The sequence below is a fragment of the Melittangium boletus DSM 14713 genome (genome assembly GCF_002305855.1).
GTDB classification, from domain to species: Bacteria; Myxococcota; Myxococcia; order Myxococcales; family Myxococcaceae; genus Cystobacter; species Cystobacter boletus.
The window spans coordinates 5,747,534-5,770,389 of sequence record NZ_CP022163.1 but is presented as its reverse complement, the minus strand read 5'-3'; the positions used below and the strand labels follow the sequence as shown (position 1 = coordinate 5,770,389).

Annotated in this window: 20 protein-coding genes and 1 pseudogene; 9 read left to right on the top strand and 12 right to left on the bottom strand. The window is 67.2% G+C overall.

Annotated elements, in window-relative coordinates; genetic code table 11:
• Positions 1 to 82: 82 nt before the first annotated feature.
• Together MEBOL_RS43140 and MEBOL_RS41360 are read right to left on the bottom strand one after the other, a co-directional pair.
• The gene (locus tag MEBOL_RS43140; RefSeq protein ID WP_157775428.1) at positions 83 to 325 is read right to left on the bottom strand and encodes a hypothetical protein; all 243 of its coding nucleotides are present in this window, start codon (positions 323 to 325) and stop codon (positions 83 to 85) included.
• 653 nt (positions 326 to 978) lie between these two features.
• Positions 979 to 1,446, bottom strand: coding sequence for a flavin monoamine oxidase family protein (locus tag MEBOL_RS41360; RefSeq protein ID WP_157775426.1), 468 nt, complete (start codon positions 1,444 to 1,446; stop codon positions 979 to 981).
• A 282-nt stretch (positions 1,447 to 1,728) separates the two neighbouring features.
• On the opposite strand from MEBOL_RS41360, the gene MEBOL_RS24195 reads away from it, so the two are divergent.
• Complete coding sequence (locus MEBOL_RS24195) at positions 1,729 to 2,979, top strand: IS701 family transposase (RefSeq protein ID WP_245918803.1); 1,251 nt, start codon at positions 1,729 to 1,731, stop codon at positions 2,977 to 2,979.
• A gap of 356 nt (positions 2,980 to 3,335) precedes the next feature.
• Here MEBOL_RS24195 and MEBOL_RS43135 read toward each other — a convergent pair.
• A pseudogene (locus MEBOL_RS43135) lies at positions 3,336 to 4,448 on the bottom strand (FAD-dependent oxidoreductase); the annotation flags it as partial.
• A gap of 456 nt (positions 4,449 to 4,904) precedes the next feature.
• On the opposite strand from MEBOL_RS43135, the gene MEBOL_RS24185 reads away from it, so the two are divergent.
• Positions 4,905 to 5,585, top strand: a complete 681-nt coding sequence (locus MEBOL_RS24185) for a protein kinase (RefSeq protein WP_245918799.1) — start codon at positions 4,905 to 4,907, stop codon at positions 5,583 to 5,585.
• 241 nt (positions 5,586 to 5,826) lie between these two features.
• On the opposite strand, the gene MEBOL_RS24180 is transcribed toward MEBOL_RS24185, so the two are convergent.
• The 4 genes from MEBOL_RS24180 to MEBOL_RS24165 all read right to left on the bottom strand — a co-directional run bounded on the left by MEBOL_RS24180 (position 5,827) and on the right by MEBOL_RS24165 (position 10,223).
• Positions 5,827 to 6,708 carry a hypothetical protein gene (locus MEBOL_RS24180; RefSeq protein WP_095979670.1) on the bottom strand — a complete coding sequence of 294 codons (882 nt, stop codon included), beginning with the start codon at positions 6,706 to 6,708 and terminating at the stop codon, positions 5,827 to 5,829.
• 204 nt (positions 6,709 to 6,912) lie between these two features.
• Positions 6,913 to 8,313, bottom strand: a complete 1,401-nt coding sequence (locus MEBOL_RS24175; protein ID WP_095979669.1) for a hypothetical protein — start codon at positions 8,311 to 8,313, stop codon at positions 6,913 to 6,915.
• Positions 8,314 to 8,377: 64 nt separating this feature from the next.
• On the bottom strand, positions 8,378 to 9,397 hold the full coding sequence (locus tag MEBOL_RS24170; protein ID WP_095979668.1) for an aldo/keto reductase: 1,020 nt from the start codon (positions 9,395 to 9,397) through the stop codon (positions 8,378 to 8,380).
• 82 nt (positions 9,398 to 9,479) lie between these two features.
• Entirely contained in the window at positions 9,480 to 10,223 is a 744-nt protein-coding gene (locus MEBOL_RS24165) for a pilus assembly protein N-terminal domain-containing protein (protein WP_095982970.1), read from the bottom strand.
• A gap of 63 nt (positions 10,224 to 10,286) precedes the next feature.
• Here MEBOL_RS24165 and MEBOL_RS24160 point away from each other — a divergent pair, with 63 nt between their 5' ends.
• Complete coding sequence (locus MEBOL_RS24160) at positions 10,287 to 11,633, top strand: hemolysin family protein (protein WP_095979667.1); 1,347 nt, start codon at positions 10,287 to 10,289, stop codon at positions 11,631 to 11,633.
• A 9-nt stretch (positions 11,634 to 11,642) separates the two neighbouring features.
• On the opposite strand, the gene MEBOL_RS24155 is transcribed toward MEBOL_RS24160, so the two are convergent.
• The 3 genes from MEBOL_RS24155 to glgA are packed head-to-tail and all read right to left on the bottom strand — an operon-like array spanning position 11,643 to position 14,499.
• Positions 11,643 to 12,119, bottom strand: coding sequence for a hypothetical protein (locus MEBOL_RS24155; RefSeq protein WP_245918797.1), 477 nt, complete (start codon positions 12,117 to 12,119; stop codon positions 11,643 to 11,645).
• On the bottom strand, positions 12,119 to 13,036 hold the full coding sequence (locus tag MEBOL_RS24150) for a serine/threonine protein kinase (RefSeq protein WP_095979666.1): 918 nt from the start codon (positions 13,034 to 13,036) through the stop codon (positions 12,119 to 12,121). The genes MEBOL_RS24155 and MEBOL_RS24150 overlap by 1 nt, the downstream gene beginning before the upstream one ends.
• A gap of 35 nt (positions 13,037 to 13,071) precedes the next feature.
• Positions 13,072 to 14,499 (bottom strand): glycogen synthase GlgA, encoded by a 1,428-nt coding sequence (glgA, locus tag MEBOL_RS24145; RefSeq protein ID WP_095979665.1) that lies wholly within the window; start codon positions 14,497 to 14,499, stop codon positions 13,072 to 13,074.
• Positions 14,500 to 14,575: 76 nt separating this feature from the next.
• On the opposite strand from glgA, the gene pdxH reads away from it, so the two are divergent.
• The 3 genes from pdxH to MEBOL_RS24130 are packed head-to-tail and all read left to right on the top strand — an operon-like array spanning position 14,576 to position 17,607.
• Positions 14,576 to 15,172, top strand: a complete 597-nt coding sequence (gene pdxH / locus MEBOL_RS24140) for a pyridoxamine 5'-phosphate oxidase (RefSeq protein ID WP_095979664.1) — start codon at positions 14,576 to 14,578, stop codon at positions 15,170 to 15,172.
• Between the two features lie 17 nt (positions 15,173 to 15,189).
• Positions 15,190 to 16,554 (top strand): protoporphyrinogen oxidase, encoded by a 1,365-nt coding sequence (gene hemG, locus MEBOL_RS24135; RefSeq protein ID WP_095979663.1) that lies wholly within the window; start codon positions 15,190 to 15,192, stop codon positions 16,552 to 16,554.
• Positions 16,555 to 16,557: 3 nt separating this feature from the next.
• Positions 16,558 to 17,607: a sensor histidine kinase gene (locus MEBOL_RS24130; RefSeq protein ID WP_095979662.1), complete on the top strand. Its 1,050-nt coding sequence runs from the start codon at positions 16,558 to 16,560 to the stop codon at positions 17,605 to 17,607.
• 11 nt (positions 17,608 to 17,618) lie between these two features.
• Here the strand turns inward: MEBOL_RS24130 and MEBOL_RS24125 are convergent, their stop codons facing one another.
• Positions 17,619 to 18,878 carry a glycosyl transferase family 39 gene (locus MEBOL_RS24125; RefSeq protein WP_245918795.1) on the bottom strand — a complete coding sequence of 420 codons (1,260 nt, stop codon included), beginning with the start codon at positions 18,876 to 18,878 and terminating at the stop codon, positions 17,619 to 17,621.
• Positions 18,879 to 18,901: 23 nt separating this feature from the next.
• Entirely contained in the window at positions 18,902 to 20,224 is a 1,323-nt protein-coding gene (locus tag MEBOL_RS24120) for a chymotrypsin family serine protease (RefSeq protein ID WP_095979660.1), read from the bottom strand.
• Positions 20,225 to 20,373: 149 nt separating this feature from the next.
• Between MEBOL_RS24120 and MEBOL_RS24115 the strand changes: the two genes are divergently transcribed.
• From MEBOL_RS24115 to MEBOL_RS24105, 3 genes are read left to right on the top strand one after another with little or no spacing between them, the layout of a single operon-like run.
• Positions 20,374 to 21,417, top strand: coding sequence for an SMP-30/gluconolactonase/LRE family protein (locus MEBOL_RS24115; protein WP_095979659.1), 1,044 nt, complete (start codon positions 20,374 to 20,376; stop codon positions 21,415 to 21,417).
• Between the two features lie 14 nt (positions 21,418 to 21,431).
• The gene (locus tag MEBOL_RS24110) at positions 21,432 to 22,040 is read left to right on the top strand and encodes a cysteine hydrolase family protein (RefSeq protein WP_095979658.1); all 609 of its coding nucleotides are present in this window, start codon (positions 21,432 to 21,434) and stop codon (positions 22,038 to 22,040) included.
• 14 nt (positions 22,041 to 22,054) lie between these two features.
• A complete protein-coding gene (locus tag MEBOL_RS24105) occupies positions 22,055 to 22,849 on the top strand; it encodes an MBL fold metallo-hydrolase (RefSeq protein WP_095979657.1) in 795 nt (264 codons plus the stop codon).
• Positions 22,850 to 22,856: the final 7 nt, after the last annotated feature.

Genomic DNA, 22,856 nt, shown 5'->3' with positions numbered 1-22,856 from the left:
CCGCAGTCTGCCCCTGTCGGTGTGCACGCTCGATTGCCTGCTCAAAAGCCGCGCCATCGGCTGGCGGGTTCACGAACAGCATTCAGCTAAACATGGTCAGGTTCTTCCCCGTGCCGTGCGCGCGCAGCGAAGCCACGATGGAGCGCTTGCTGCTTTCGCGGATGATCGTCTGAGATGCCAAAGGCCCGCCGCCGTAGAACGGAACGCCCGCAGCCCTCGCGATTCTCTCGCCAAGCTCGGGGAATTCAACCCAGACAATTCCCGGCAGCCCTTTACGAGCCGCCCACCGGGCCGCATCCTGGACAATGAAGTCGGACAGCCACACCGTTTCTGTGACATGGACGTCTTGCCCACCAACCGCAGCAGTCGCGTCTCCCTCTCGCTGCACTTCACTTCGGGGGTCCAGCGCTCCATGGCGTTCCTCCTCCACCTCAGCGGAACGCAGAGCACAGCATCCACTCCCTTGTCGATCCGTCCACGCAACTGGATCGTCCACCCAACTGGACTCCATCGGGCTTTTCAGCCTGCTCGGTGCTCTAGGCCTGAACGCCACTTTCACGACAGCTTCATCACCGCACGGCTTGCCATGGCCCGGGTGATTGCCACCTGGTTGCCTCGCTGTCCTTGCTGCCACCGCTCCAGCCCCCAGTTCCCCTCACGGCCCCTGGCTGGCATCCCTATTCATTTTTCGGGCCCCTGACGCAGTAGTGGTAACCGCCCGGAATACCTGGGAGTCGTCATCCCGCCGCGTCCCTTGGTGTCCATACACGCAACATGGCAGGGCCACAACGAGCCAACCCGTCCTACGACACAATAGGGGGTAGTGCCGCTCGAACTCAGAGTTGCCGAGCGGAAAATCACCCGTAGGCCGGTGTACACCACTGACATCCAGGAATGTGCGCATCACTTGGCTCATTGAATCCACTTCACCGTCCAAGCAACACGCACCGGTCGACTTTCTGGGTAGGCGTGGTGGCCCTACCTCAGTTCCAGCGGGCACAGTGTCCACTCCTCCTGATTGAACGAAGGGTGCAGGCGCTTCTGGATGTTGTTGGCGGCACAGTGGCCCCGAAAGAGTGCCTCTTCAAACGCGGGCACTCCCAGGTTGTTGTGCGCAAAGAAGATGCGCCCAAAGGGACGTCTCAGGATCTTCGCTTTGGTCTTGAAGTATCCGGGCTCAGTGACATGGACGGAAAAAGGCCACCGGCTGGTTTCGACGGACTCAACCTCAATTTCAGTCCCCCAGGTCTCCTTCAGGAACGGAGAATAGAGTTGCAGCATTCGGTTGGTTGCAGCACGAGCAAGATCCTTGGCTTGCTCTTCGGTGTAGCCTTTACCGTTCCATTTTTGGCCGAGCGGGTGATAAATTGTTAGAATCCCCACATCGTCTTTGGGGTGTTTTTTGAAATCCCGCATTCCTTCATAGCCCTTGATCTCAGGGTCCATCCAGCGGCCTAGTACTACAGTTGTACTTTCCAGGCCGACAGAGGAGTGCCGTTGACCCGGTCGCTGCGACCACCTCCCTTGAGCCGTCTTCCGTGGGCCCCGCGCACGTACCTTATCCACTGAGATAGCGCAGCCCTGGGTCCGCGCAACTGCGGAGGTGGGATAGCGGGCCCCACTTGTCTGGTGGGGAGCCAGGAGAGAAAGCGAAACGCAGGAGAAGGTGACGCCGGAGGTGGCGTGGTTACAACCCATGGGAGAAGTCACCTTTACCTGGGGGCGGTCATGTCCAGCAGCGCCATCGTCTCGGACAACAACGAAGCGGTGCTCGTCCAGAAATGGGAGCAGGAGTGGCGCCGCGTGCGGGAGTGGGTGGAGCCCCACTTCGCACGTCCGGAGACACGAGCCTCGGCGGAGGCTCTGTTGCAAGGGTTGCTGGCCCGAGTCGAGCGCAAGAACTCCTGGGGCTTGAGCGAGGAGGTGGGCAGGGCGACGCCCTACGCCTTTCAACATCTGCTCAACGGGGCGCACTGGGACGAGGACGCGCTGCGGGATGACGTGTTGACGTATGCCCGCGAGCGACTGGGCGAGGGGGGAGTCTTGTCCATGGATGAGACAGGCTTCTTGAAGAAGGGGGACAAGTCCGCGGGAGTGGCCCGGCAGTACAGTGGCACGGCGGGCCGCATTGAGAATTGCCAGATAGGCGTCTTCCTAGCCTACGTCACCGAGAAGGGCCACTGCCTGGTGGACCGCGAACTGTACCTGCCCGAGCACTGGCTGGAGGACCCGGACCGATGTCGTCAGGCGGGAATTCCACGGCGGGTGCGATTCCAGACGAAACCCGAGCTGGCGCGAGCCATGCTCCAGCGGGCCTTCGACGCGGGACTCCGTCCCGAGTGGGTGGTGGGAGATGAGGTGTATGGCCGGGATGGAGAGTTGCGACGGTTTTTGGAGAGCCAGTCGCAACGGTATGTCCTGGCGGTGGCCTCCAATACCTACGCCTGGCGCGGGGTGGAGCAGGTGACGGCGGGAGAAGTCTTGAAAGAGGTGAAGAGGCGAGAATGGACGAGGCTGTCGGCGGGGGCGGGAGCCAAGGGACCGCGCAGGTATGACTGGGCGCGAGTCCGAGTCAATTCGCATGAGGGGACCCAGGCGCGGTGGTTTCTCTTCCGTCGAAGCGTGTCGGAGGAGAGCGAGGTGAGCTTTTATCTGGTGCATGCACCGGCCACGACGTCGCTGGCCGCCATGGTGGAAGCGGCCGGCAAGCGCTGGCCGGTGGAGGAATGTTTCGAGTCGGCCAAGGGGGAGGTGGGACTGGACGACTATGAGGTGAGGAAATGGCGAGGGTGGTACCGCCACATGACGTTGTGCCTGGTAGCACATGCATTCCTGGCGGCCGCGCGAGTCATGGCCAACGCGTCCGAGAAGGAGCACCCAGTCCCAAAACGCCTGGGCCCGCCGCATCGAAGCAGTCGCATGGGAGCGTTTCGACGGCGGCGAGGCCTGTCCTTATCCGCTTCAGTGTTCAGGAAGTGAGACGTCTGATGTGGAAACTCGCGCGTTGGGTGGTGCGGCCCGCGCTGGACTTCATCCTGCGATGGAGCCGCTGGCGGCGCCATCATCAGGCCGTCGCCAAACTCTGCCACTACCGCCGCAGAGCGCCCAATATCCACGTCCAACTGTAGTACTAGGATTAGATCGGTGAAATCGTCATCCGTGTAATCCGCTGCCCGTGTCCACGTATCGTAGGCCGCGCGGTAGGGGTGTCCTTTTACGCTGATGGCATGCACAGAGTAATGCAAGTAACGAATTTCGGACATGATCTTGGCTTTTTCCGGATCCTGCTCGGCGAGGCCCTCGATGAGCTTAGGGCCCAGTGTCGATTGAACAGCAAACACCGCGAACTTGGCTCGCGCCTCAACGGTCTTTCCATCTTTTACATACATCACAACCACTGAATCCGCACCGCTTGAGATTTTGCCTACTACCGCCTGAGTGAGGATGTCGATCAGCATCGGCTTGGCCTCAAGACTCTTTTGCATTCGTGCAACTGCCTCCCCAGTTCCAACAGGGGTGCTGTAGCGGGTTTCAATCTCTGAGATATAAAAATTAGCAAAGGCCATTGCCGAGATCTTATCAGGCGTGGCGCCAAGAGCGGATCGACAATACAGCTCTAGAAGTCCCAGGACATCATTCATCGAATCCGCGGCATCGAGTTTGCCGTCGGCAAGGTCCTTGGCATATCTGGCGTAGATTCGTTTGGACTTCTCGTCGTATCTGGTTGCAAGCTTCGTCGGCATCGCGCGAACCCAATCCGCCACAGTCTTCTCGTCCAGCTCCATGCAATTGGGGTTCTCAAGATTGTACTCTTTACGTGCCGCCGCAGTCTCCTTGTCGATGTCTGTACAATCAAAATCTTCAAATGGCTGACCAGGAATCAGACCCACATCATCCATGATTTCAAGCTCATGCTTGAAGACTTCGAAACTCGCCGGTAGTTGACGAAGGGTTTCCTCGTATTCCCAAAAACCCAGGTAGAGCTTTCCCTTCCAGAGGTAGCTATCGATGGGCTCGGGAATAGCGTATTGATCTCGGAAGCCGCCAAGGCCGATGCGCTCCAAGATTTTCTGTTCTTCCTCGTCGGCGTCCGTGAAATAAGCAGTCCCGCGATCATAGAACTTTTGGGCGAGACTTCCGCCTGCGGCGAGGCCCCCGAGGTGTGCTTCCTTTTCGAGCAGGAGTACTCGATGTCCAAAGTCAGTCAGATAAACCGCTGCGGTGAGTCCAGCAATGCCTGCTCCAACTACGATGACGTCATAAGGGGTTTCGTTCTTGGTGATGGAAGACGAAAGCGCGGGTGTGAAAGAAGCTTCGTCGCCTCCGAGCACGCGGATCGCATAATCCGAAACGACGCGACGGGAGGAATCCGCCGATACGCTCGGTTTGGGTACGCTTGCGCAACTGGAGCTCAGGACTACGACCGTAAGCAATTGAGTCAAACGCATGCTACCTCGCAGAGTTAGAACGTGATCCGGAGGGCCACCAGAAGATTCCCAGCCCGTGAAGAGCCTGCCAGGGATGAGGCCTACCGGAACACATTCTTGGAGCACGTGATGGCGAACTTCAGTTAAACGTTCCTGTATCGCACATCGTATTTGCGGTGCCAAAACCGTCCGCCATTCCAACAATCGACGTTTGGCTGCCTCGAACTCCTGTTCCGAGAGAGTTCTGAGGCTTCGAAGCGCCGCCAAGCGCTCCAGTGAGTCAACGAGTGCCATACCCCTCCAGACGGCGACAGAGTGGGTGTCCGGCGAAGCCAGTACGAACCGTCTGACTCCCGAGGTAAGCTCCTTGAACTCACCTCGAAAGGAGAGGCAGACGTGAGTGGCACTCACCCCCGCGAAGGCGATCGATTGGGACCGTATGTCCTTGGTAGGCCGCACCCGGACTCGGACCCAGCCGTGGGCCGCATCCACGAGGCGCACCATCACGAAACGGGCGCCCCCGCCCTCGTGCTGGTTCCCGACCCCACCCACCCCTGGGTGCCCCGGGCCGCCTGGGCCGTGCGCTCCCTGAGCGAGGTCGCCCCTCCCTTCCTCGCGGTGGAGGTGGAGCGCGCTCCAGGGGCCACCACCCGAGCACTTCACGAGCTGACGCTCTTGTACGTCCGTCTGTCGGGCGCCCTGGCCAGCGTCGAGGACCGGGAGGAGACAGCCACCCTCCTCGACCGCACGCCTCTCCCCGCGCCTCGTCTACGTTCGCGCCCACATGTGCCCGCCTTGGGCCTCGCGGCACTCGGAGGCATGGCGCTCGCCGTCCTGCTGCTCTGGCCCCGGCCTCCCGCTTCCACGAATGCCCCTGGGGGCACGGAAACAACGGAGACCGTGTCCGACGAGCCCCCGAGCTGGGTCGACCTGGCAGCGCATTCTCCCCTCTCCATCGGCTATCCCCTGCCTTCCACTCCGTACAAGGGTCAGCACAAGCCCCCCTGCATCGAGGGCACGGAGGTGGAGATCAATGGCGGTTGCTGGGTCACGCTCGAACAACGAGCCCCCTGTCCCCGGACGACCGCTGAGTACAAGGGCAAGTGCTACATGCCCGTGCGCGACCCTCCTCCCGAGCCTCGCTCCCTCCAGCTATGAGGTGGCTCGTGTTATCGCGTGGGTCGAGCTTCTCTCCATGTCCCCAGAAGCAACCCTCGCCACGTAACTGGGTCCGGAGGCGGGTCGCGGCGGCTTCCTCGGAACGAATCGTCTGACACCGGCCCCCGGACACCGGCCCCGGGCGGAATACCGTCACAAAAAACCAGAAGGCCCTCCACGAGAGGAACCTGGTGAGGTTCCACCCTGGAGGGCCCGGGCACTGCGTGTTGAACGGGGCGGGTTACTTGCTGCAACCGCACCAGGGCGAGGCGGTCTTCCGGGCGGCCTGATCGGCCCAGTACACCGCGCTGTAGCGAGCAACGGAGTAGGCGCGCAGCAGGTTGGTGCGCTCCTGCTCCTTCAGCGCCTTGTCCGCCAGCGTCTCCTTCTCGAAGGACTTCGTGGCCTCGATCATCTTGTCCGTGTCCAGGGGCGCGATCGCATTGAAGTAGCGGATGACGCGCTCACCCACGGCCGCCGACATCTTTCCGCTCTTCACGCGATTCTGGATGGAGACCTCGATGTCCTCATCCGCGGCCGTGGCGACGAAGTTGAGCGATTCATTCCAGGCGGGCTCGAGCGCGGGCTGCGACAGGAACTCCTGCGGAGCCTTCATCGCCCTGCTGGCGTAATCCCAGATGGGGCCCTTGGTCCGATCGCGCGGGAAGGGGAAGGGGAAGGGGTTGGGGATGCAGCCCCCCGGGCCGATGATGGACACCAGGGTGTCCAGGCCCGCGTTGTGGTGCTGGCCGATGGAATCGAACGGGTTGAGGGAGTTGGCCGGGCTGACCGTCGCCCGGGAGCCCGCGACCACGCCCTGGGTGGTGGTCAACTGGGCCGCGGCTTCGCCGGAAGCCTGGGCGCCGGTGATGACCGCGCCCACGCCGGCACCGATGACCGCGCCCTCGGGGCCGAGGACGGAGCCAATCCCGGCACCCGTGGCGGCACCATCGAGCGCACCCACGAAGTCCGCCGCGACGATCTTGATCCACCTCGGCCACCGGAGGTTCTGGGTGAGGGCACCCTCGGACGAGGGCACGGGCTCGGGTTCCGGGGCGGGACCACAACCCGACGCGAGGACACAGGCGAGCATCAGGGAGGGACGAAGCAGGGAGCGGAACATGGGGGTCCTCTCTTCATGGGGGACCGCGAAGCACGAGGCGTCACGGCGGCCCGGCGAACTCGCCGAGCGTGTCCGGATGAAGAGCAGGAACCGAGCCAACCCCCTCTTCCCTCTGAAAGCCGGGATGACGGCTCTTCCCATGTTGTCCTGAACACTACAGTCCCACGGCCAGGTGTTGCTTCCAGGTTCACCGATGGGTGTCAGTTACTGGAGTTCGACACACCCCTCCAACTCGGTCTTCCGCTCCTCGGCGAGGAAGGCCTTGCCGCTGACCCGCTGGGCGAAAAGGCTCGCATAGCCATCGAGGTCCGAGCGGAAGGAAGAGTGCAGCTTGAGGGAGTAGCGCCCCGGCGGGAACGTGGAAATGGGCGACACCTCGCTGGGGAGGGGAAAGGGCGTGAAGGAAGAGCGGGAGGAGGGAGTCATCACCTGCCAGCCGAGAGACGGCTTCGAGTCATCGGAATCCTGGAGCTGGAAGTCGATCTTCCCCATGTTCGCGGCGGCATCGATGTCCCACCGCAGGGCGAGGCCCGAGCGCGCGGTGGTGGGCGGAGCGCCGCAAGTCCCCAGCGCGGGAGTGGAAGGAATCATCGGCGAGAGGAGCGAGATGGCCGCGGCCGGGCCATTCTCGATGGACGTCAACGACCGGGCGTACCCCGCGGGCAGGAGATCGGAACGGCCCTGGGTGGCCAGGAGGAGTCGCCGGGTCGTGTCGAAGGGCGCGGTCATCGAGAGGGTGGGCAGGGAGAGCGGAGAGGTTCCAATGGCATACGAGGAGAAGAAGGCCAGCTTGCCCTCGTGGAAAGTGAGCGAGACGGTGACGGGAGTGCCGTAGTGCTCCGCGCCCTTCACCGTCACGCCAAGTGACTGATCCGCCGCGTGATCGAGCGCGATCTCCAGTCCATCGAGCGCTTGATCGCGACCGACAGAGATGTTCCGGATGCGGCCAGCCCGCACGAGGACCTCACCGAGAAGCGAGTACTCCTCGACGAACTTCTCCTCCCGGGCGACGAGGTCCACCTGGCCGGGCTCGGCGCCCTGGACGTAGAAGCGGAAGGAGCCATCCGCGGAGACCGGGCCTCCGCCGGAGAACCCCTCGCCCACCACGAAGACATAGACGGAGTGCTGCCCGTCCCCGGTCATTTCCGTCACCTTGCCGGAGACCATGGCCAGATTCGGAGGCGGAGGTGGAGGGGGTTGCGACACCTCCGGGAGCTCGATGAGGGGCAACCAGACCTCCGGCTGGTGGATGGCGAGGAAAGTGCCCACGCCCACTGACGGCGTATTGGATCTGGCCGTCACCACCACGCTGACGTCCTGAGGACCCACGATGGCGGCATCCTGGAAATGCGCGTCGCCATTGCCATCGACGGCTTGCCTGAACCGGCTGCCATCCCCGAGGAGGACGTACGCGCTCTGAACGAACTCCTGCTGCACGAGATGCCAATCACGCAGGTGGATGGTGAGGGAGCCCTGAATCCCGGAGGGCTGCTCGGGCGGAGCGGGCTCCTCGGGCGGAGCGGGCTCCTCGGGCGGAGTGGATGGCTCGGGCGCCTGGGCGCATGCGGCGAGGAGCAGGGCAAGGATGGGAAGCAGACGGCGCATCGGAGGGCCTCGGCGAAAAGAGGCCCCAGCATAGGGGGAGCGGGAGACCCTCCGACACAGGCCGCTACTTCGGTGAGGGGGAGCGGTTCTGGCCCTGGTGGGCCAGCATCCAGCCCGGGTACTCAGCGGGAAGCGCCGAGGCGGTCTCCAGCGCGGCGAGCTGCTCGGGGGAGAGCTTCAGCGAGGGCGCCGCGAGGTTGTCCTCGAGTTGCTCGGCCGTCTTGGCGCCGATGATGATCGTCGTGACGTGCGGCTGGTGCAGCAGCCACGCCAGCGCCACCCGCGCCACCGAGGTGGAGTGGGCCCGGGCGATGCCGTCCATCGCGTCGATGACGGACCAGGCCCGCTCCCGGTTCACCGGGGGGAAGTCGAACGCGGAGCGGCGAGCGCCCTCGGGCGCCTGGGAATCCCGGCGGAACTTGCCGCTCAGCAAACCGCCCGCCAGCGGGCTCCACACCATCAGGCCCACCTGCTGGTCCTTCATCAAGGGAACCAGCTCACGCTCCAGGTCCCTGCCGGCGATGCTGTAGTAGGCCTGCAACGACTCGAAGCGCGAGAGACCGCGATGCTCGCTGATGCCGAGCGCCTTCATCAACTGCCAGGCCGCGAGGTTGGAAGCGCCCAGGTAGCGCACCTTGCCTTGACGCACCAGATCGTCGAGCGCGCGCAGCGTCTCGTCGATGGGCGTGACGGGGTCGAAGCCATGGATCTGGTACAGGTCGATGTAGTCGGTGCCCAGCCGCTTCAAGCTGGCGTGCACCGAGTCCAGGATGTGTCCGCGCGACAGGCCGACCTCGTTGACGCCGGGGCCCATGCGCCCACGCACCTTGGTGGCGAGCACGACGTCCTTGCGCCGTGCCCCCAGCGCCTTGCCGAGCATCAGCTCGGACTGGCCATTGGAGTAGACGTCCGCGGTGTCGAAGAAGTTGATGCCCGTGTCCAGGCAGCGACCCACCAGCGTGTCGGCCTCGGCTTGTCCCTGGTTTCCCACGACCTTGAACATGCCCTCGCCACCAAACGTCATCGCCCCGAAACACAGCTCCGAGACATACAGACCCGTGCGGCCCAGCATCCGATAGTTCATGTGCGTCACGACCCCTCGTGGAATGGAAGGGGCGTGACTTAACGCGTCCCGCGACCCCCCGCCGGGGTATCTCTGGCAAGCGTCAGGGAGTGGGGATGGACGGCGTGCCCGCGTCGTCGGGCGGAGCGGGACGCCGCACCTCGGCGCGGTCCTCCAGCGGCACGCGGCCCACGGACTGATGGAACAAGGCCCACAAGGCCTTGCGGTGGCCCTCGGGCGTCGTGGATCCCTCCAGCACCAGCCCCGCCCCATGGTAGCTCGCGCGCAGTCCCTGGGCCTTCAAGGGCGCGGACAGGGCGGCCAGCTGCTCCTGCATCACCGACAGCTCGAAGGTCAGATCCAGCTCGCGCGCCAGGTAGGCCTCCGTCTTGAGCACCGCGCGCAGGGCCTCGCGGCAGCGCGCGTCCTTCACCTCGGCCGTCAGCGAGCGCTCGGCGCCCTCCGTCGCCTTGAGACCCGGACAGGCCTTGCGCGCCGCGGTCAGCGGCTCCGCCGCGGGTTTGGACGCCTCCCCGCCCCCCGGCGCCGCCACCGTCAGCCCCCACACGGCGAACTTCCCCTCCGCGTACAGCAGCAACAGGGTGTGGCCGGGCTTGAGGCCCGTGAGCAAGAGCTCGTTGCTGCCCGTGAGCACTTCCGCCGTGACGATGGACGGGTCCTCCACCTCCACCCAGTCCACCACGCTCAGCTTGTGGAAGCGCTCCTTGCCCGGCTCCAGCCGCACCGACATGTCCACCGGCCAGGCCCGAGCGTCCGGAGCGGCCAGGACGAGGGCCAGCGCGGCCAGGGGGGCGAGAAGGACGAAGCGGCTCACTGGTGGACGCATGAAGAAAGCCTCCTTCACGAAAGGGTGCGCGGTCTCTTACCACGGGGTATGAAGGACGCCTCTATGCCTACCTGGGTCCTCTGGACCGCCTGCCTGGCCCTCGTCTTCTTCCGGGGATTGATCGCCGCCGCCGAGTCCGCGCTCTACGGAACGTCCGACCTGAAGGCCCAGGAGCTGGCGAAGTCCCAGCCCGGCCCGGGCGGCCAGGTGCTTCGTCACAAGACGGAGCGCGAGCCCACCGCCACCGCCCTGCGCGTGGGCATGGTGCTCAGCGGCTTCCTGGCCGCGGCCATCGGGGCCTTCGTGCCTCCGCAGCTGCTCGACTTCACCCGGCTGGGCTCGGGGCCCGCGCTGGGGGTGGCCACGGTGCTGGCCGGAGCGCTGCTCGTGGGCGTGCTCGCCACGCTCGTGGAGGTGACGCTGCGAGGCCTGGCCAACGCGGGCCCCGAGCGCTGGGCGCTGCGCCTGTCATGGCTCGTGTCGCTGCTCGTCTTCCTCTTCTACCCCCCCATGCGCCTGTGCATGGCCCCCATCAACCTGGTGGCCCGGGGCTTTGGCCGCACCCTGCGCTTCGAACCTCCGCCCCCGCCCCTCGAGGAGCTGGAGAAGCTGCTCGCCGCGCAGGCCGCCCAGGAAGAGGTGGACCAGAGCGCGCCCCAGCTCATCCGCTCCATCTTCGAGCTGTCCGACAAGCGCTGCCGGGACGTGATGGTGCCGCGCACGGAGGTGGTGTGCGTGGACGTATCCACCACCCCCACCGAGGTGCTGCGCCTGCTGGCCGAGGAGAACCACTCGCGCATCCCCGTCTACCGCGACGACGTGGACCGCGTCGTGGGCGTGCTGCACGCGCGAGATCTCATCCCGCTGCTGCAGCACCCGGAGCTCATCGTCCTGCAGGACACCATCCGCCCGGCCCACTTCGTGCCCTGGCTCAAGCCCATTGGCGACCTGCTGCGCGAGATGCAGCGGCAGAAGATCCACATGGCCATCGTCGTGGACGAGTACGGCGGCTTCATGGGGATCGTCACGCTGGAGGACATCCTCCGGGAAATCGTCGGCGACATCGGCGACGAATTCGAGGTGGAGGAGAAGCAGGTGGAGAAGCAGGCCGATGGCGGCTTCCTGGTGGACGCGGCCATGGAGGTGGACCGCTTCACCCAGACCTTCGGCTTCCCCCTGCCCGAGGGGGACTTCGACACCCTGGGCGGCTTCCTGTCATCGATGGCCGGCCACCTGCCGGACGTGGGCGAGCGCTTCACCTACAACGGCTGGGCCTTCACCGTGTACGCGAAGGAGGGCGCGCGCGTGGATCGGGTGCGCCTGCTCAAGCTCAAGCCCCCCACGCCGAAGGAATCCGCGCCGTCCCAGAAGGAATCCACCGCGGAGCCGGCGTCCGAGCCCAAGGCCTGAGCGCGCGGCTCACTCCGGCTCGAGGTGAATGGGCCGGAAATGCGGGAGCCGGAGGAAGCGCTCGGCCTGGAAGGGCATGCGGCGCACCGTGCTTCCGGCGAAGGCGAGCACCACCGTGCCCTCCACCTGGACCCACCACGTGCGGGCCTCGGCGCCATTGAGGCCGGTGGGCTCGGAATTCAGGGGGAAGGACAGGGAGAGCGCCCGCCGCTCACGCGAGGCCAGCGTCTCCTGGACTCCGCGCGTCCCCACCGCGTAGCGCCGTCCATCCAGGCGCAGCGTGTAGTCCACGCCGGTGATGACCGCGTCCCAGAGGGTGGGGTTGTCCACGTCCAGCGCCAGGGAGAGCGCGCCCGAGCCCTTGGGCGTGAAAGCGAGGCCCAGCTCGCGCACCCGCGCCGCCTCGTCCAGCGCCCCGGAGCGCAGCGTCACCCCGGCGCACCCCGCCAGGCCCGGCACGAGCAGCAGGAAGGCGCGCCGGAGCATCAGCCCCCCAGCAACGGCTTGAGGGCCTCCACCGTGAGAGGCCACCCCGTGCGGCGCGAGAGGGATTCCAGCGCGCGGATGAACTCCGCGGCGGACTGGAAGCGCCGCGTCTTGTCAGCGAAGAGGGCCTTGCGCACCAGCTGCACCGCGTAGTCGGGCAGCTCCAGCGGCAGCGAGGACAGCAGCGGCGCCCGCGCGTCCCGCACCCGGTGCATCAGCTCCGCCTCTCCGTCCGCGACGTGCAACCGCCGGCCGGCCAGCATCTCCCAGAGCATGATGCCCACGGAGAACAGGTCGCTGCGCGCGTCCACCGGCTGGCCCAGCACCTGCTCCGGGCTCATGTACGGCAGCGTGCCGCGCAGCGCGCCCGAGTCCCCGCGCATCACGCCCTCCACGTCCGCCACCCCGAAGTCGGTGAGCTTCACCTCGCCCGCCACGCTCAAGAGGACGTTGGCCGGGTTGACGTCGCGGTGGATGATGGTGGCACCGCCCTCGCCCGCCTTCGCGCGGTGGATGTAATCCAGCGCCTTGAGCACGCACCAGGCGATGTAGCAGGCCGCTTCCGGCGGCATCACCGCGCCCGCCTTCACCAGCAGATCCTGCATGAAGCCCAGCGTGCGGCCCGACACCAGCTCCTGGACCATCAGGTAGTCCGGCCCCGCCTTGAAGAGGCGGAAGGTGCGCACGATGTTCGGGTGACGCAGGCGCACGGTGAGCTTCGCCTCGTCGACGAAGGCCTTCACGTACGCGCCCTCGTTCCGATACGAGGGCAGCAGACGCTTGAGCACGATCTCGTCCGGCTCTCCCGGCGAGCGCTGAGTCGAGAGCTTCGCCCTCGCTTGGTACACTTCCGCCATCCCGCCGACCGCGAGACGGCCAACGACCTCGTAACCACCCAGGTCCGGTTGAGACGCCACGCCGTCACCCTACCCCAGCTTCGCGTGAAGCCCCACTATTCCGATAACAGGGAAGCGAAGAGGCGCTCGTACTTCCGCGCGGATCCGCTCCAGGAGAAATCCTGACCCATTCCCCGTCTCTGGAAGGCCCGCAGACGCTGGGAGTCGGCGTACAGGGCCCGCGCCCGGTCGATGGCCGCCCGCAGCGCGTCCGGGTGGAAGTCGTGGAAGACCAGACCGTTGCCCTCCGGGCCCTCGCGCACCGTGTCCGCGAGTCCCCCCGTCGCCCGGACGACGGGCACGGTGCCATAGCGCAACGAGTACATCTGGTTGAGGCCGCACGGCTCGTAGCGGCTGGGCATGAGGAAGAAGTCCGCCCCCGCCTCCACCAGGTGGGACAGGCCCGCGTCGAAGCCGATGAAGGTCCCCACCCGCCCGGGGAAGCGCGCCTGGAGCGCCTGGAGGCCATCCACGTACCGGCCCTCGCCGCTGCCCACCGCCACGAAGCGGATGCCCTGCTCGAGCACGCCGGGCAGCACCTCCAGGAGCAGGTCCACGCCCTTCTGCCACGCGAGCCGCGAGACGATTCCAAACACCGGCGCGTCCGTGGGCGCCAGGCCGAAGCGCTCGAGCAGCTCGCGCCGGCACGCCTCCTTGCCCGTCAGGTCCTCCGGGCCATAGCGCGCGGGCAGGTGGGGATCCGCCTCCGGGTTCCACTCCTCCACGTCGATGCCGTTGAGGATGCCACTGAGCACGTCCTGACGCCGGCGCAGCAGCCCATCCAGGTTGGCCCCGGCCTCCGGCGCCTGGATTTCCCGCGCGTAGGTGGGCGACACCGTGGTGAGGGCATCACAGAACTGGATGCCGCCCTTGAGGAAGTTCACCCCGTCGTAGAACTCCAACCCCTGCTCGGCGTTGAAGAGATCCCAGGGCAGGCCCAGCTCGGGCATGATCTGCTTGTTGAACTGCCCCTGGTAGGCGAGGTTGTGGATGGTGAGCACGCTCTTGGAGCGTCCGAGCGCCGTGCCCAGGAAGCCCCGCTTGTGCGCCACGGGGAGCAGCCCCGTCTGCCAGTCGTTGACGTGGAGGATGTCCGGCGTGAAGTCCAGGCGCTGACAGGCCTGGAGCGCGCCCAGGGAGAGGTACGCATAGCGGCGGTGGTTGTCGCCAAACTCCCCCGCCTGGTCTCCATAGAGGCCGCCCCGGCCGTAGTAGCCCTCGTGCTCCAGGAAGAGCAGCTCCAGGTTGGGTGCCGCGCGCAGGGAGAGGATGGGGCCGCGCTCGGTGCCGAAGGGGAAGCGCAGCTCCAGCGAGTGGCCGGTGGGCGTGAGGCGAGCGTCCTGGACGGAGGCGTAACGGGGCGAGACGACCTTGACGTCGTGGCCCAGCGACGCGAGCGCGGCGGGAAGGGCCCCCGCCACGTCTCCGAGTCCACCCGTCTTGGAGAAGGGCGTGACTTCGGAGGCCACGTAGAGAATCTTCATGGACGCAGACGATGACGTGTGGGACGCACGAGTCAACACCCACGCGCGTGGACCCACACGCGGAGAGTGACTTGCCATGGAGAAAGCCGTGGAACTGCCGGAGGATCCCTTTCAACGCTTCGCCGTCCTCTACGAAGAGGCGCGGCGCGTCATACCGGTGGACCCCAACGCCATGGTCGTGGCGTCGGTGAGCGCCGAGGGACGGCCGTCCGCGCGCGTGGTCCTGCTCAAGGACTTCGATGCGCGCGGCTTCGTCTTCTTCACCAACCTGGAGAGCCGCAAGGGGCGCGAGCTGCTGGGGCACCCCTGGGCGGCGCTCTGCGTCCACTGGAAGCCCCTGGAGCAACAGGTGCGCATCGAGGGCCGCGTGGAGCGGGTCTCGGACGAGGAAGCGGATGCGTACTTCCACAGCCGGCCTCGCGGCAGCCAGCTGGGCGCATGGGCGAGCCTGCAGAGCCAGCCCCTGCCCTCGCGCGCCATGCTCGAGGAGCGCGTGGACGCGCTCACCCGTCAGTACGAGGGGAAGGAAGTCCCCCGGCCCCCGCACTGGTCGGGCCTGCGGGTGGTCCCCGATCGCATCGAGTTCTGGCACGGGCGCCCGAGCCGGCTGCACGACCGGCTCGTCTACCTGCGCGAGGGAGACGGCTGGAAGACGGAAGCGCTCTACCCGTAAGCGGAGAGGAAGCGGACATGCGCGTCGTCGTCGTTGGAGGCGGAATCAGTGGCCTGGTGCTCGCGCAGGGGCTTCACGCGCGGGGCACCGACGTGACGCTGTTGGAGGCGGCGGCGCGTCCGGGCGGCAACATCCAGACCCACCGCCGGGACGGCTTCATCACCGAGGCCGGCCCCAACAGCTTCCTGGACCGGGAGCCCACGCTGCGCGCGCTCGCGGCCCGTCTGGGCATCGAGGAGCGCATCCGGACGGCGGACCCCGCGGCGAAGCGGCGCTACCTCTATACGGGGGGACGGCTGAGGGCCCTGCCCCAGTCGCCCCCGGCCCTGCTGCGCTCGGATGTGCTGCCCTGGAGCGCGAAGCTGCGCATGCTCGGCGAGCCCCTCACGCCCCCGGCCCCGGGAGGCGATGAGTCCCTGGCCGACTTCGGACGGCGGCATGTGGGCCGGGCCGCGACGCGGGTGCTGGTGGACGCGATGCAGACGGGCATCTACGCGGGCGACATGGAGTCACTGAGCGTGGCGGCGTGCTTCCCCCAGGTGGCGGCCCTGGAGAAGCGGCACCGCAGCCTGCTCGTGGGCATGGTGCGCGCCCGGAAGGAGAAACGCGCGGCGCCCCCACCTCCCGAGGGAACACCGAGCACCACGGGCGCCGTCGCCTCCTTCGATGGCGGCCTGGGGGTGCTGGTGGACGCGCTCGCCCAGGCGCTCGGCCCGGTGCTCCACACGGGGGCCCGGGTGGTGGGGCTGCGGCGCGAGGGCCCCGGCTGGCGGGTCACGGTGGAGGAAGCGGGTCGGCGCGAGGAAAGGGAGGCGGACCGGGTGGTGCTGGCGGTGCCCGCGCACACGGCGGCGGAGCTCGTGCGGCCCCTGGACGCGCCGCTCGCGGACCGCCTGGCGGGCATCGTCTACGCGCCCATGGCGGTGGTGCACCTGGGCTTCGCGCCGGGCACGGTGCCTCCACCGGACGGCTTCGGCTTCCTGGTGCCCGCGGCCGAGCGGCGGCGCGTGCTCGGCGTCATCCACGTCTCGTCCACCTTCCCCTGGCGCACCGAGGGCGGCCGCATCCTCTATACGTGCCTCATTGGAGGCGCGACCCGGCCGGACCTGGTGGAGCTGGACGAGGCGGCACTGGTGACGCTCGCGAAAGAGGAGCTGAGGCTCATGGCGGGCGTGACGGCCGAGCCCGTCTTCACCGAGGCCGTCCGCTGGAAGCGGGGCATTCCCCAGTACAACCGAGGACACCTGGAGCGGCTGGCGGCCATCGACGCGGCCCTGGCCCACCTGCCCGGACTGTCCCTCACCGGCAACGCCTACCGGGGCGTGGGCCTCACCGACTGCGTCCGGGACGCCACCGCGCGGGTGGACGCGCTCACGCGCTGAGCCATGAACGAAGGCTCCCTGGTCCGCGCCACGCTCAAGGCGCTCTTCCTGCCCCGGCGGCTGCTGCCCATCGTCCTCATCTGCGTGCCGCTGGTGGCCGCCCAGGTGCGCTTCAGCGAGGGCGAGCCGATGGCCGCCCCCCTGGCCCTGCTGTTGTGCGTGCTCTGCGTGACCGTGGCCCCCGTGTCCTACCGCGTCCTCTTCCCCGAGGGCCTGGATTTGAGCCACGGCGGCATCCGCCTGCTGCTCTACGCCACCGTGGGCGTGGGCGTCGTGCTGTCCGGGGGCGCCGTGGTGCCCAAGGTGCTGGACCTCGGGCCCACCTTCCTCACGGATCGCTACAGCCTCGCCGTCTGCGCGGCGCTCTTCCTCGTGGGCGGCTGGGGCCTGGGCCGCGACATCGGCTTCGAGGAGAGCCTCGCCCTCGAGCGTGCCCGCGCCGCCCGGCTCGCGCTGGAGGCCGAACAGGCGCAGCTGCTCGCCCTGCGCAGCCACCTGGATCCGCACTTCCTCTTCAACACCCTCAACGCCATCGCCGAGTGGTGTCAGACGGACGGCGCCGTGGCCGAGGCCGCCGTGTTGCGGCTGTCCGCGATGCTGCGCAGCGTGCTCGCCGGGGTGCGCGCCGCCACCTGGCCCCTGGAGCGCGAGCTGGAGCTGGTGCGCACCCTCTTCGATCTGCACCTGCTGCGCGACCCAGACCTCTTCCAGCTCTCCCTGGACGTGGACGCGGGCCTGGAGTCCTTTCCCGTGCCGCCGCTCGTGCTGCTACCGCTCGCGGAGAACGCGGTGAAGCACGGGCCCGCGGCGGGACACCGGGGGGCCATCCACCTCACCGTGCGGGCGCGGGAGGACACCCTCGTCTTCACCCTGGAGAATCCCGGCGCCTCCCAAGGCCCCCGCGAGGGCAGCAGCGGCCTGCCCACCGTGGAGCGGCGGCTCGCGCTCGCCTACGCGGGCGGAGCGAGCCTGATGTTGAGCAGCGAGAACGCCCGTACCCGCGTCACCGTCACCCTGCCCCGCGCGAGACCCGTCACGGGCCTCGTCACGTGAGCGCCACCGGCTCACAGCCGGCGCCAGGCGTGGACGAGCTCGGGCAGCAGCGACAAGACGAGCACGTTGAGCCCGATGGACCAGGCCACCAATCCCTTCCACCAACGCGCTTCCACATGCCGGGTGCCCAATGCCATGAGCACCCACAGCACCGGCAGGAAATCCAGACTGAAGCGCTGCGCGTTCAGCTGCACCCACCCGTTGTTGTAGTAGTGCAGCATGTGGACGAGCGACAGGCCCACCATGCCCCAGGCCGCCCACCGCAAGGGCCGCTCGGGCCTCGCCGCCAGGGCCACGAAGAGGAAGGGACTGGCCAGGGTGAGTGACGTGCCCATGCCGTCGATGCCCAGGGGCGCCAGCTTCCGGGGTCCCCCGAACTCGAAGTGCGGCCCTTCCAGGAACATGTGGAAGAAATTGAAGGGCACGTACGCGGGATGGAACAGGCCGTAGCGCGCCACGCGCTCGGCCAGGAACTCGCTCAGGGGCATGCCCGCGTAGCCGGTGTTGAAGGGGTCCCCGAAGCGCAGGGCGTTGAGCAGCAGGTACACCCCGCCACAAACCCCCGCCAGCGCGAGCGCCAGCACGCCCTCGCGCACCTGCCGCCGGCGGCCGGCCTCCGCATGACGCCACCACACCACCAGCGCGATGAAGGGGACGAGGTAGACGCACAACTGGCGGGACAGGAAGGCCAGTCCCGCCCACAGCCCCGCCCTCGCCCCCCGGGCCGGACCCAGGGCCTCCTCCAGCGCCAGCAGCGAGCACGTCACCGCCACCACGTGCGCGAAGAACCACACGGCCTCGCTCTGCACCACGCAGTACCAGAAGGCCGTCCCCGCCAGCAGCGCCGCCACCAGCCAGGGGCGATCCGCCTCGGGGATGTCCAACCGCCGCAACACCCGCCAGGCGATCCATGCCGCGAATCCGGCCACCGCCAACGCCACGGCACGATAGGGCACGCGCTCATGCCCGGTGAGCGCCACCACGGGCAACAGCACCACCGAGGGGAACGGGGGGAAGGCCACGTAGTAGCGCTCCCCATACAAGCTCAGGTCCTCCACGGGCCCCGGCACATCCCACCGTCCCTCCAACCAGGCCTGGGCCTGCATGCCGTAGAGGTTGGGCCCGGCGTAGTGCTTCAAACGCAGGCTCGGGACGAGCGCGACCAGGGCCAGGAGGATGAAGAGGATTTTGCGCGAGGCGGACGAGAGAACCATGGGCGGGCGGCGCGGGTACTTACCACAGCCCTCGCCGCCCACCGCCGTCCGACGCACGCACGCGCCGGACGGTCGCGGCGCTAGTAGTAGTACATCGTGCCCAGCTCGGTGTTGATGCTCGAGTAGTGACTGAAGACGAAGTAGTCGTGGTACGTGGGATCACCGCCCCAGAGGATGCCGCCAATGGGATTGTTCGTACCGTCCCAGGTGAAGACCGGCGAACCACTGTCACCCGCGTCCACTCCGGCGGCCACGGTGTACTGGCACACGAAGTAGTGGCCCGACGCGGAGTCACGCACCGTCGTGCAGGACTGCTGGAGCTGCCCGTAGGTCCAGCCCGTGGTCTGGCCCACCTTCTCGAAGTACTGGCCCACGAGCGGAGAGCTGGCGAAGCCATGGGGATAGATGACGGGCGAGGAGGAATTCACGGTCGTGCTGCAATGCGTCTGCGGCAGCGAGCAGTAGTTGATCGTCTGGGCGATCTCCTTCAGGGCTCCCGAGGGGTAGTTCGTGCCGCCCGCGAAGGCCGAGTCACTGAGCCGGCAGAGCTGTCCGGACGGGCAGCCCGCGAGGCTCGAGGACGTCTGGAAGATGGGATCCAGGTACTCCGTGGCGAAGACGAAGGGATTGCCCTGGTAGAAGCTCGTGTTCTCCACGCCGCCGGAGACGTCCGTGCAGTGCGAGTTCGTGATGAAGCCGAACATGCCGAGCACGCTGCTGAAGACGGGATAGCCCAGGGTACAGGTGGTGTAGCTGAAATTGCCATTGCGGATGGAGTAGCCACCCGGGACCGGACGAACGTAGCTGCTCAAGGTCGCCATGGCCTCGATTCGCGGCTGGAGGAACACCTCCAGGGACTCGGGCGGGAGCTCCAACCGGGCCCAGTATTCCCGGGCGTGCTCCGCGGCCTCCTCGGACAACACCCCCACCGACACCTGGTTGGCGCGCTCGTTGGCATCCAGGCTCTGGACGTCCTCGAGGTTCAACACGTCCGTGGCGTAGTCGCGGATGCGGGCCAGTTCGGAGAAGCGGAAGCGCGCCGGCTCCACCACCGTGGGCGTCAGGCGTTGCTGGGTCTGGCCCCTGGCGAAGGAGCGCATCTTGGAGACGGCGTCGCCAATGGAGCGCGCGGTGAGCCGCTCCCCTTCCGAGGCATCCTCCGTCAGGAGCACATGCGCCGCGCCATCCTCACCGAGGTAGAAGCCCCCCATGTGGGGCATCAGCGCCTCCATCTGGAGCAAGGCCTCATCCGTGTTCGGAACGGTGGTGAGGATCCGCATCGCGGTGGCCGCCGAGCGCTCCAGGGCCGCGCGATCCGGCAGGACCTCCGCGCCAGAAGTGGCGGCGAGCGCGGGACTGGACATCAGGATGAGACAGGACAGCCAGGGCTGGGTCGATTTCATGGGTACCCCCGTTCGGGCTCAAGAGCCGAGCGACGGCCTTATACACAGGTGCATCCCGCGAGGATGTGAAGCCCTTCACACCTTCAAGAAGCAGTGGCGAGGAATCCAGGCCGTTCGCATTGTGGCACCACCCAACCCAAGGAGCCCCCATGCGTCTGTCCCTCCTGGCCGCCGCCGCTCTCGTGACGACCTCCTGCGCCCACCCCCCCGTGCGCGCCGAGCCCCCACGCCCGCCCGAACTCGAACTCGTGGCCGAATCCCCGCGCCAATGGACTGGAGTCGCCGTGTCCCGACAGGGCCGGATCTTCGTCAACTTCCCCCGTTGGTCCGATGACGTCCCCGTCTCCGTCGCCGAGGTGAAGGACGGCACCGTCCACCCCTGGCCGGACACCGCGTGGAACAGTTGGACTCCCGGTGCGAACGAGCCCCAGCGCTTCGTCGGCGTCCAGAGCGTGGTCATCGACGACCAGGATCGGCTCTGGGTCCTGGACACGGGCAACGCCCAGTTCAAGGGCGTCATCGCCCCGCCCCGGCTCCACCGGTTCGACCTGGAGGGCCAGCTCGTGCGCACCTATGCCTTCGAGCCGGACATCTCCTCCGGGAACAGCTACCTCAACGACGTCCGGGTCGACACCCGGCGCGACGTGGCCTACCTCACCGATTCCCAGGCCGGAGGGCTGGTGGTGCTCGACCTGAAGAGCGGCGCCGCGCGCAAGGTCCTGCGCGAGCACCCCTCCACGCACGCCGAGGACAGCGGTCTCACGGTGATGGGCAAACGCCTGAACCGGAGCATCCAGTCCGATGGCATCGCCCTGAGCCTGGACGGCGACACGCTCTATTGGACCGTCCTCACGGGCCACTCGCTGTGGCGCATTCCCACCCAGGCCCTGCGCGATCCCGCGCTGACGGACGAAGCACTCGCGCGCCAACTGGAGCGGGTGGCGACCATCGTCGCGACGGACGGAATCCTCTTTGATCGCCACGGGACACTCTGGCTCGGCGGGCTGGAGGACAGTTCTATCGCCCGGTACGTTCCGGGGAGTGCCTATGAACCGGTCATCCAGGACGCCCGCCTGCGCTGGCCCGACAGCTTCGCCGAGGGTCCCGAGGGGAAGATCTACGTCACCACGACGCAGATCCACCTGCCTCCCGCCGAGCGAGGCCCCTACGGCATCTACCGCTTCACCCCCTGAGCCATCCGACCCCCATGCCCGACAAGCGCTCCGACACCGCGTTGCTGATCATCGACGTCATCAATGATTTGGAGTTCCCCGGTGGGGAGCACGTGTTGCCGTGGGCGCGGCGCATGGTGGAGCGCCTGGGCCCCTTCGCCGACCAGATGCGCGAGGCCCAGGTGCCGGTCATCTACGTCAACGACAACTTCGACCACTGGCGCAGCCACTTCGGAGACCTCTACAAGCACTGCACGCGCAAGGGCGCACGGGGCCGTGACGTGGCTCGCGCCCTCAAACCCAAGCCCGAGGACTACTTCATCCTCAAGCCCAAGCACTCGGCCTTCTTCGCCACCTCGCTCGTGCCGCTGCTGGAACACCTGGGGACGAAGAAGCTGCTGATGGCCGGTATCGCGACGAACCTGTGCGTGTTCTTCAGCGCCCATGACGCGCACATGCACGAGTACAAGATCACCGTGCTCAGCGACTGCTGCGCCGCCGAGAGCGACACCGATCACGACATCGCCCTGGAACAACTCGAGCGCTTCCTGCATGTGCGCGTGTGCCGGGCCGATGAGGTGAGGATAGGCTCCTCGGCCCGGCGTCAACGCTCCGCCCGGAAGACGCCCCCATCACACAAGTGAAGCCAAGGAATCCCATGCACCTGCTCCGTCTGTTCACCGCCACGGCGGCCGCGCTCTGCCTGTCGTCCGCCTGCATCCCGGCCGATCTCTTCGATCCTCCTCCCGCACCGCCCTCCCCGCCCCCGGACGTGAACCTCCCGGGAGACCGCATCAAGACGAACTTCGGCAACCTGATCATCCATCCCATCAACCACGCCACGCTCGCCCTGGGGTGGTCGAGCAAGACGATCTACGTCGATCCGGTGGGAGACGCCGCGCGCTTCGCGGGCCTGCCCGCCGCCAACGTGATCCTCGTGACGGACGTCCACGCGGATCACCTGAGCGCGGAGACCCTGACGGCGCTCGCGATTCCGAACCACACCCTCATCATCGCCCCCCAGGCCGTGTACGACGCACTGCCGCCCGCGCTCCAGGCCGTCACGCGGGTGCTCGCCAATGACGCGACGACGAACGTGGAAGACCTCATCATCGAGGCCAGGCCCATGTACAACACCACGCCGGAGCGGGTGAACTTTCACACGAAGGGCCGGGGCAACGGCTACCTGCTGACCACCGGGGATCGGCGCGTCTACATCGCGGGAGACACCGAGGACATCCCCGAGATGCGGGCCCTGCGCGGCATCGACGTCGCCTTCCTGCCCATGAACCTGCCCTACACCATGACGGTGCAACAGGCGGCGGACGCGGTGCGCGAGTTCAAACCCACCATCGTCTACCCCTACCACTTCCGGGACAGCGACCTCGCCGAGTTCAGCCGGTGGGTGGGCACGGACGCGGGCGTCGAGGTGCGCCTGCGCGAGTGGTACTGAGCCCGCG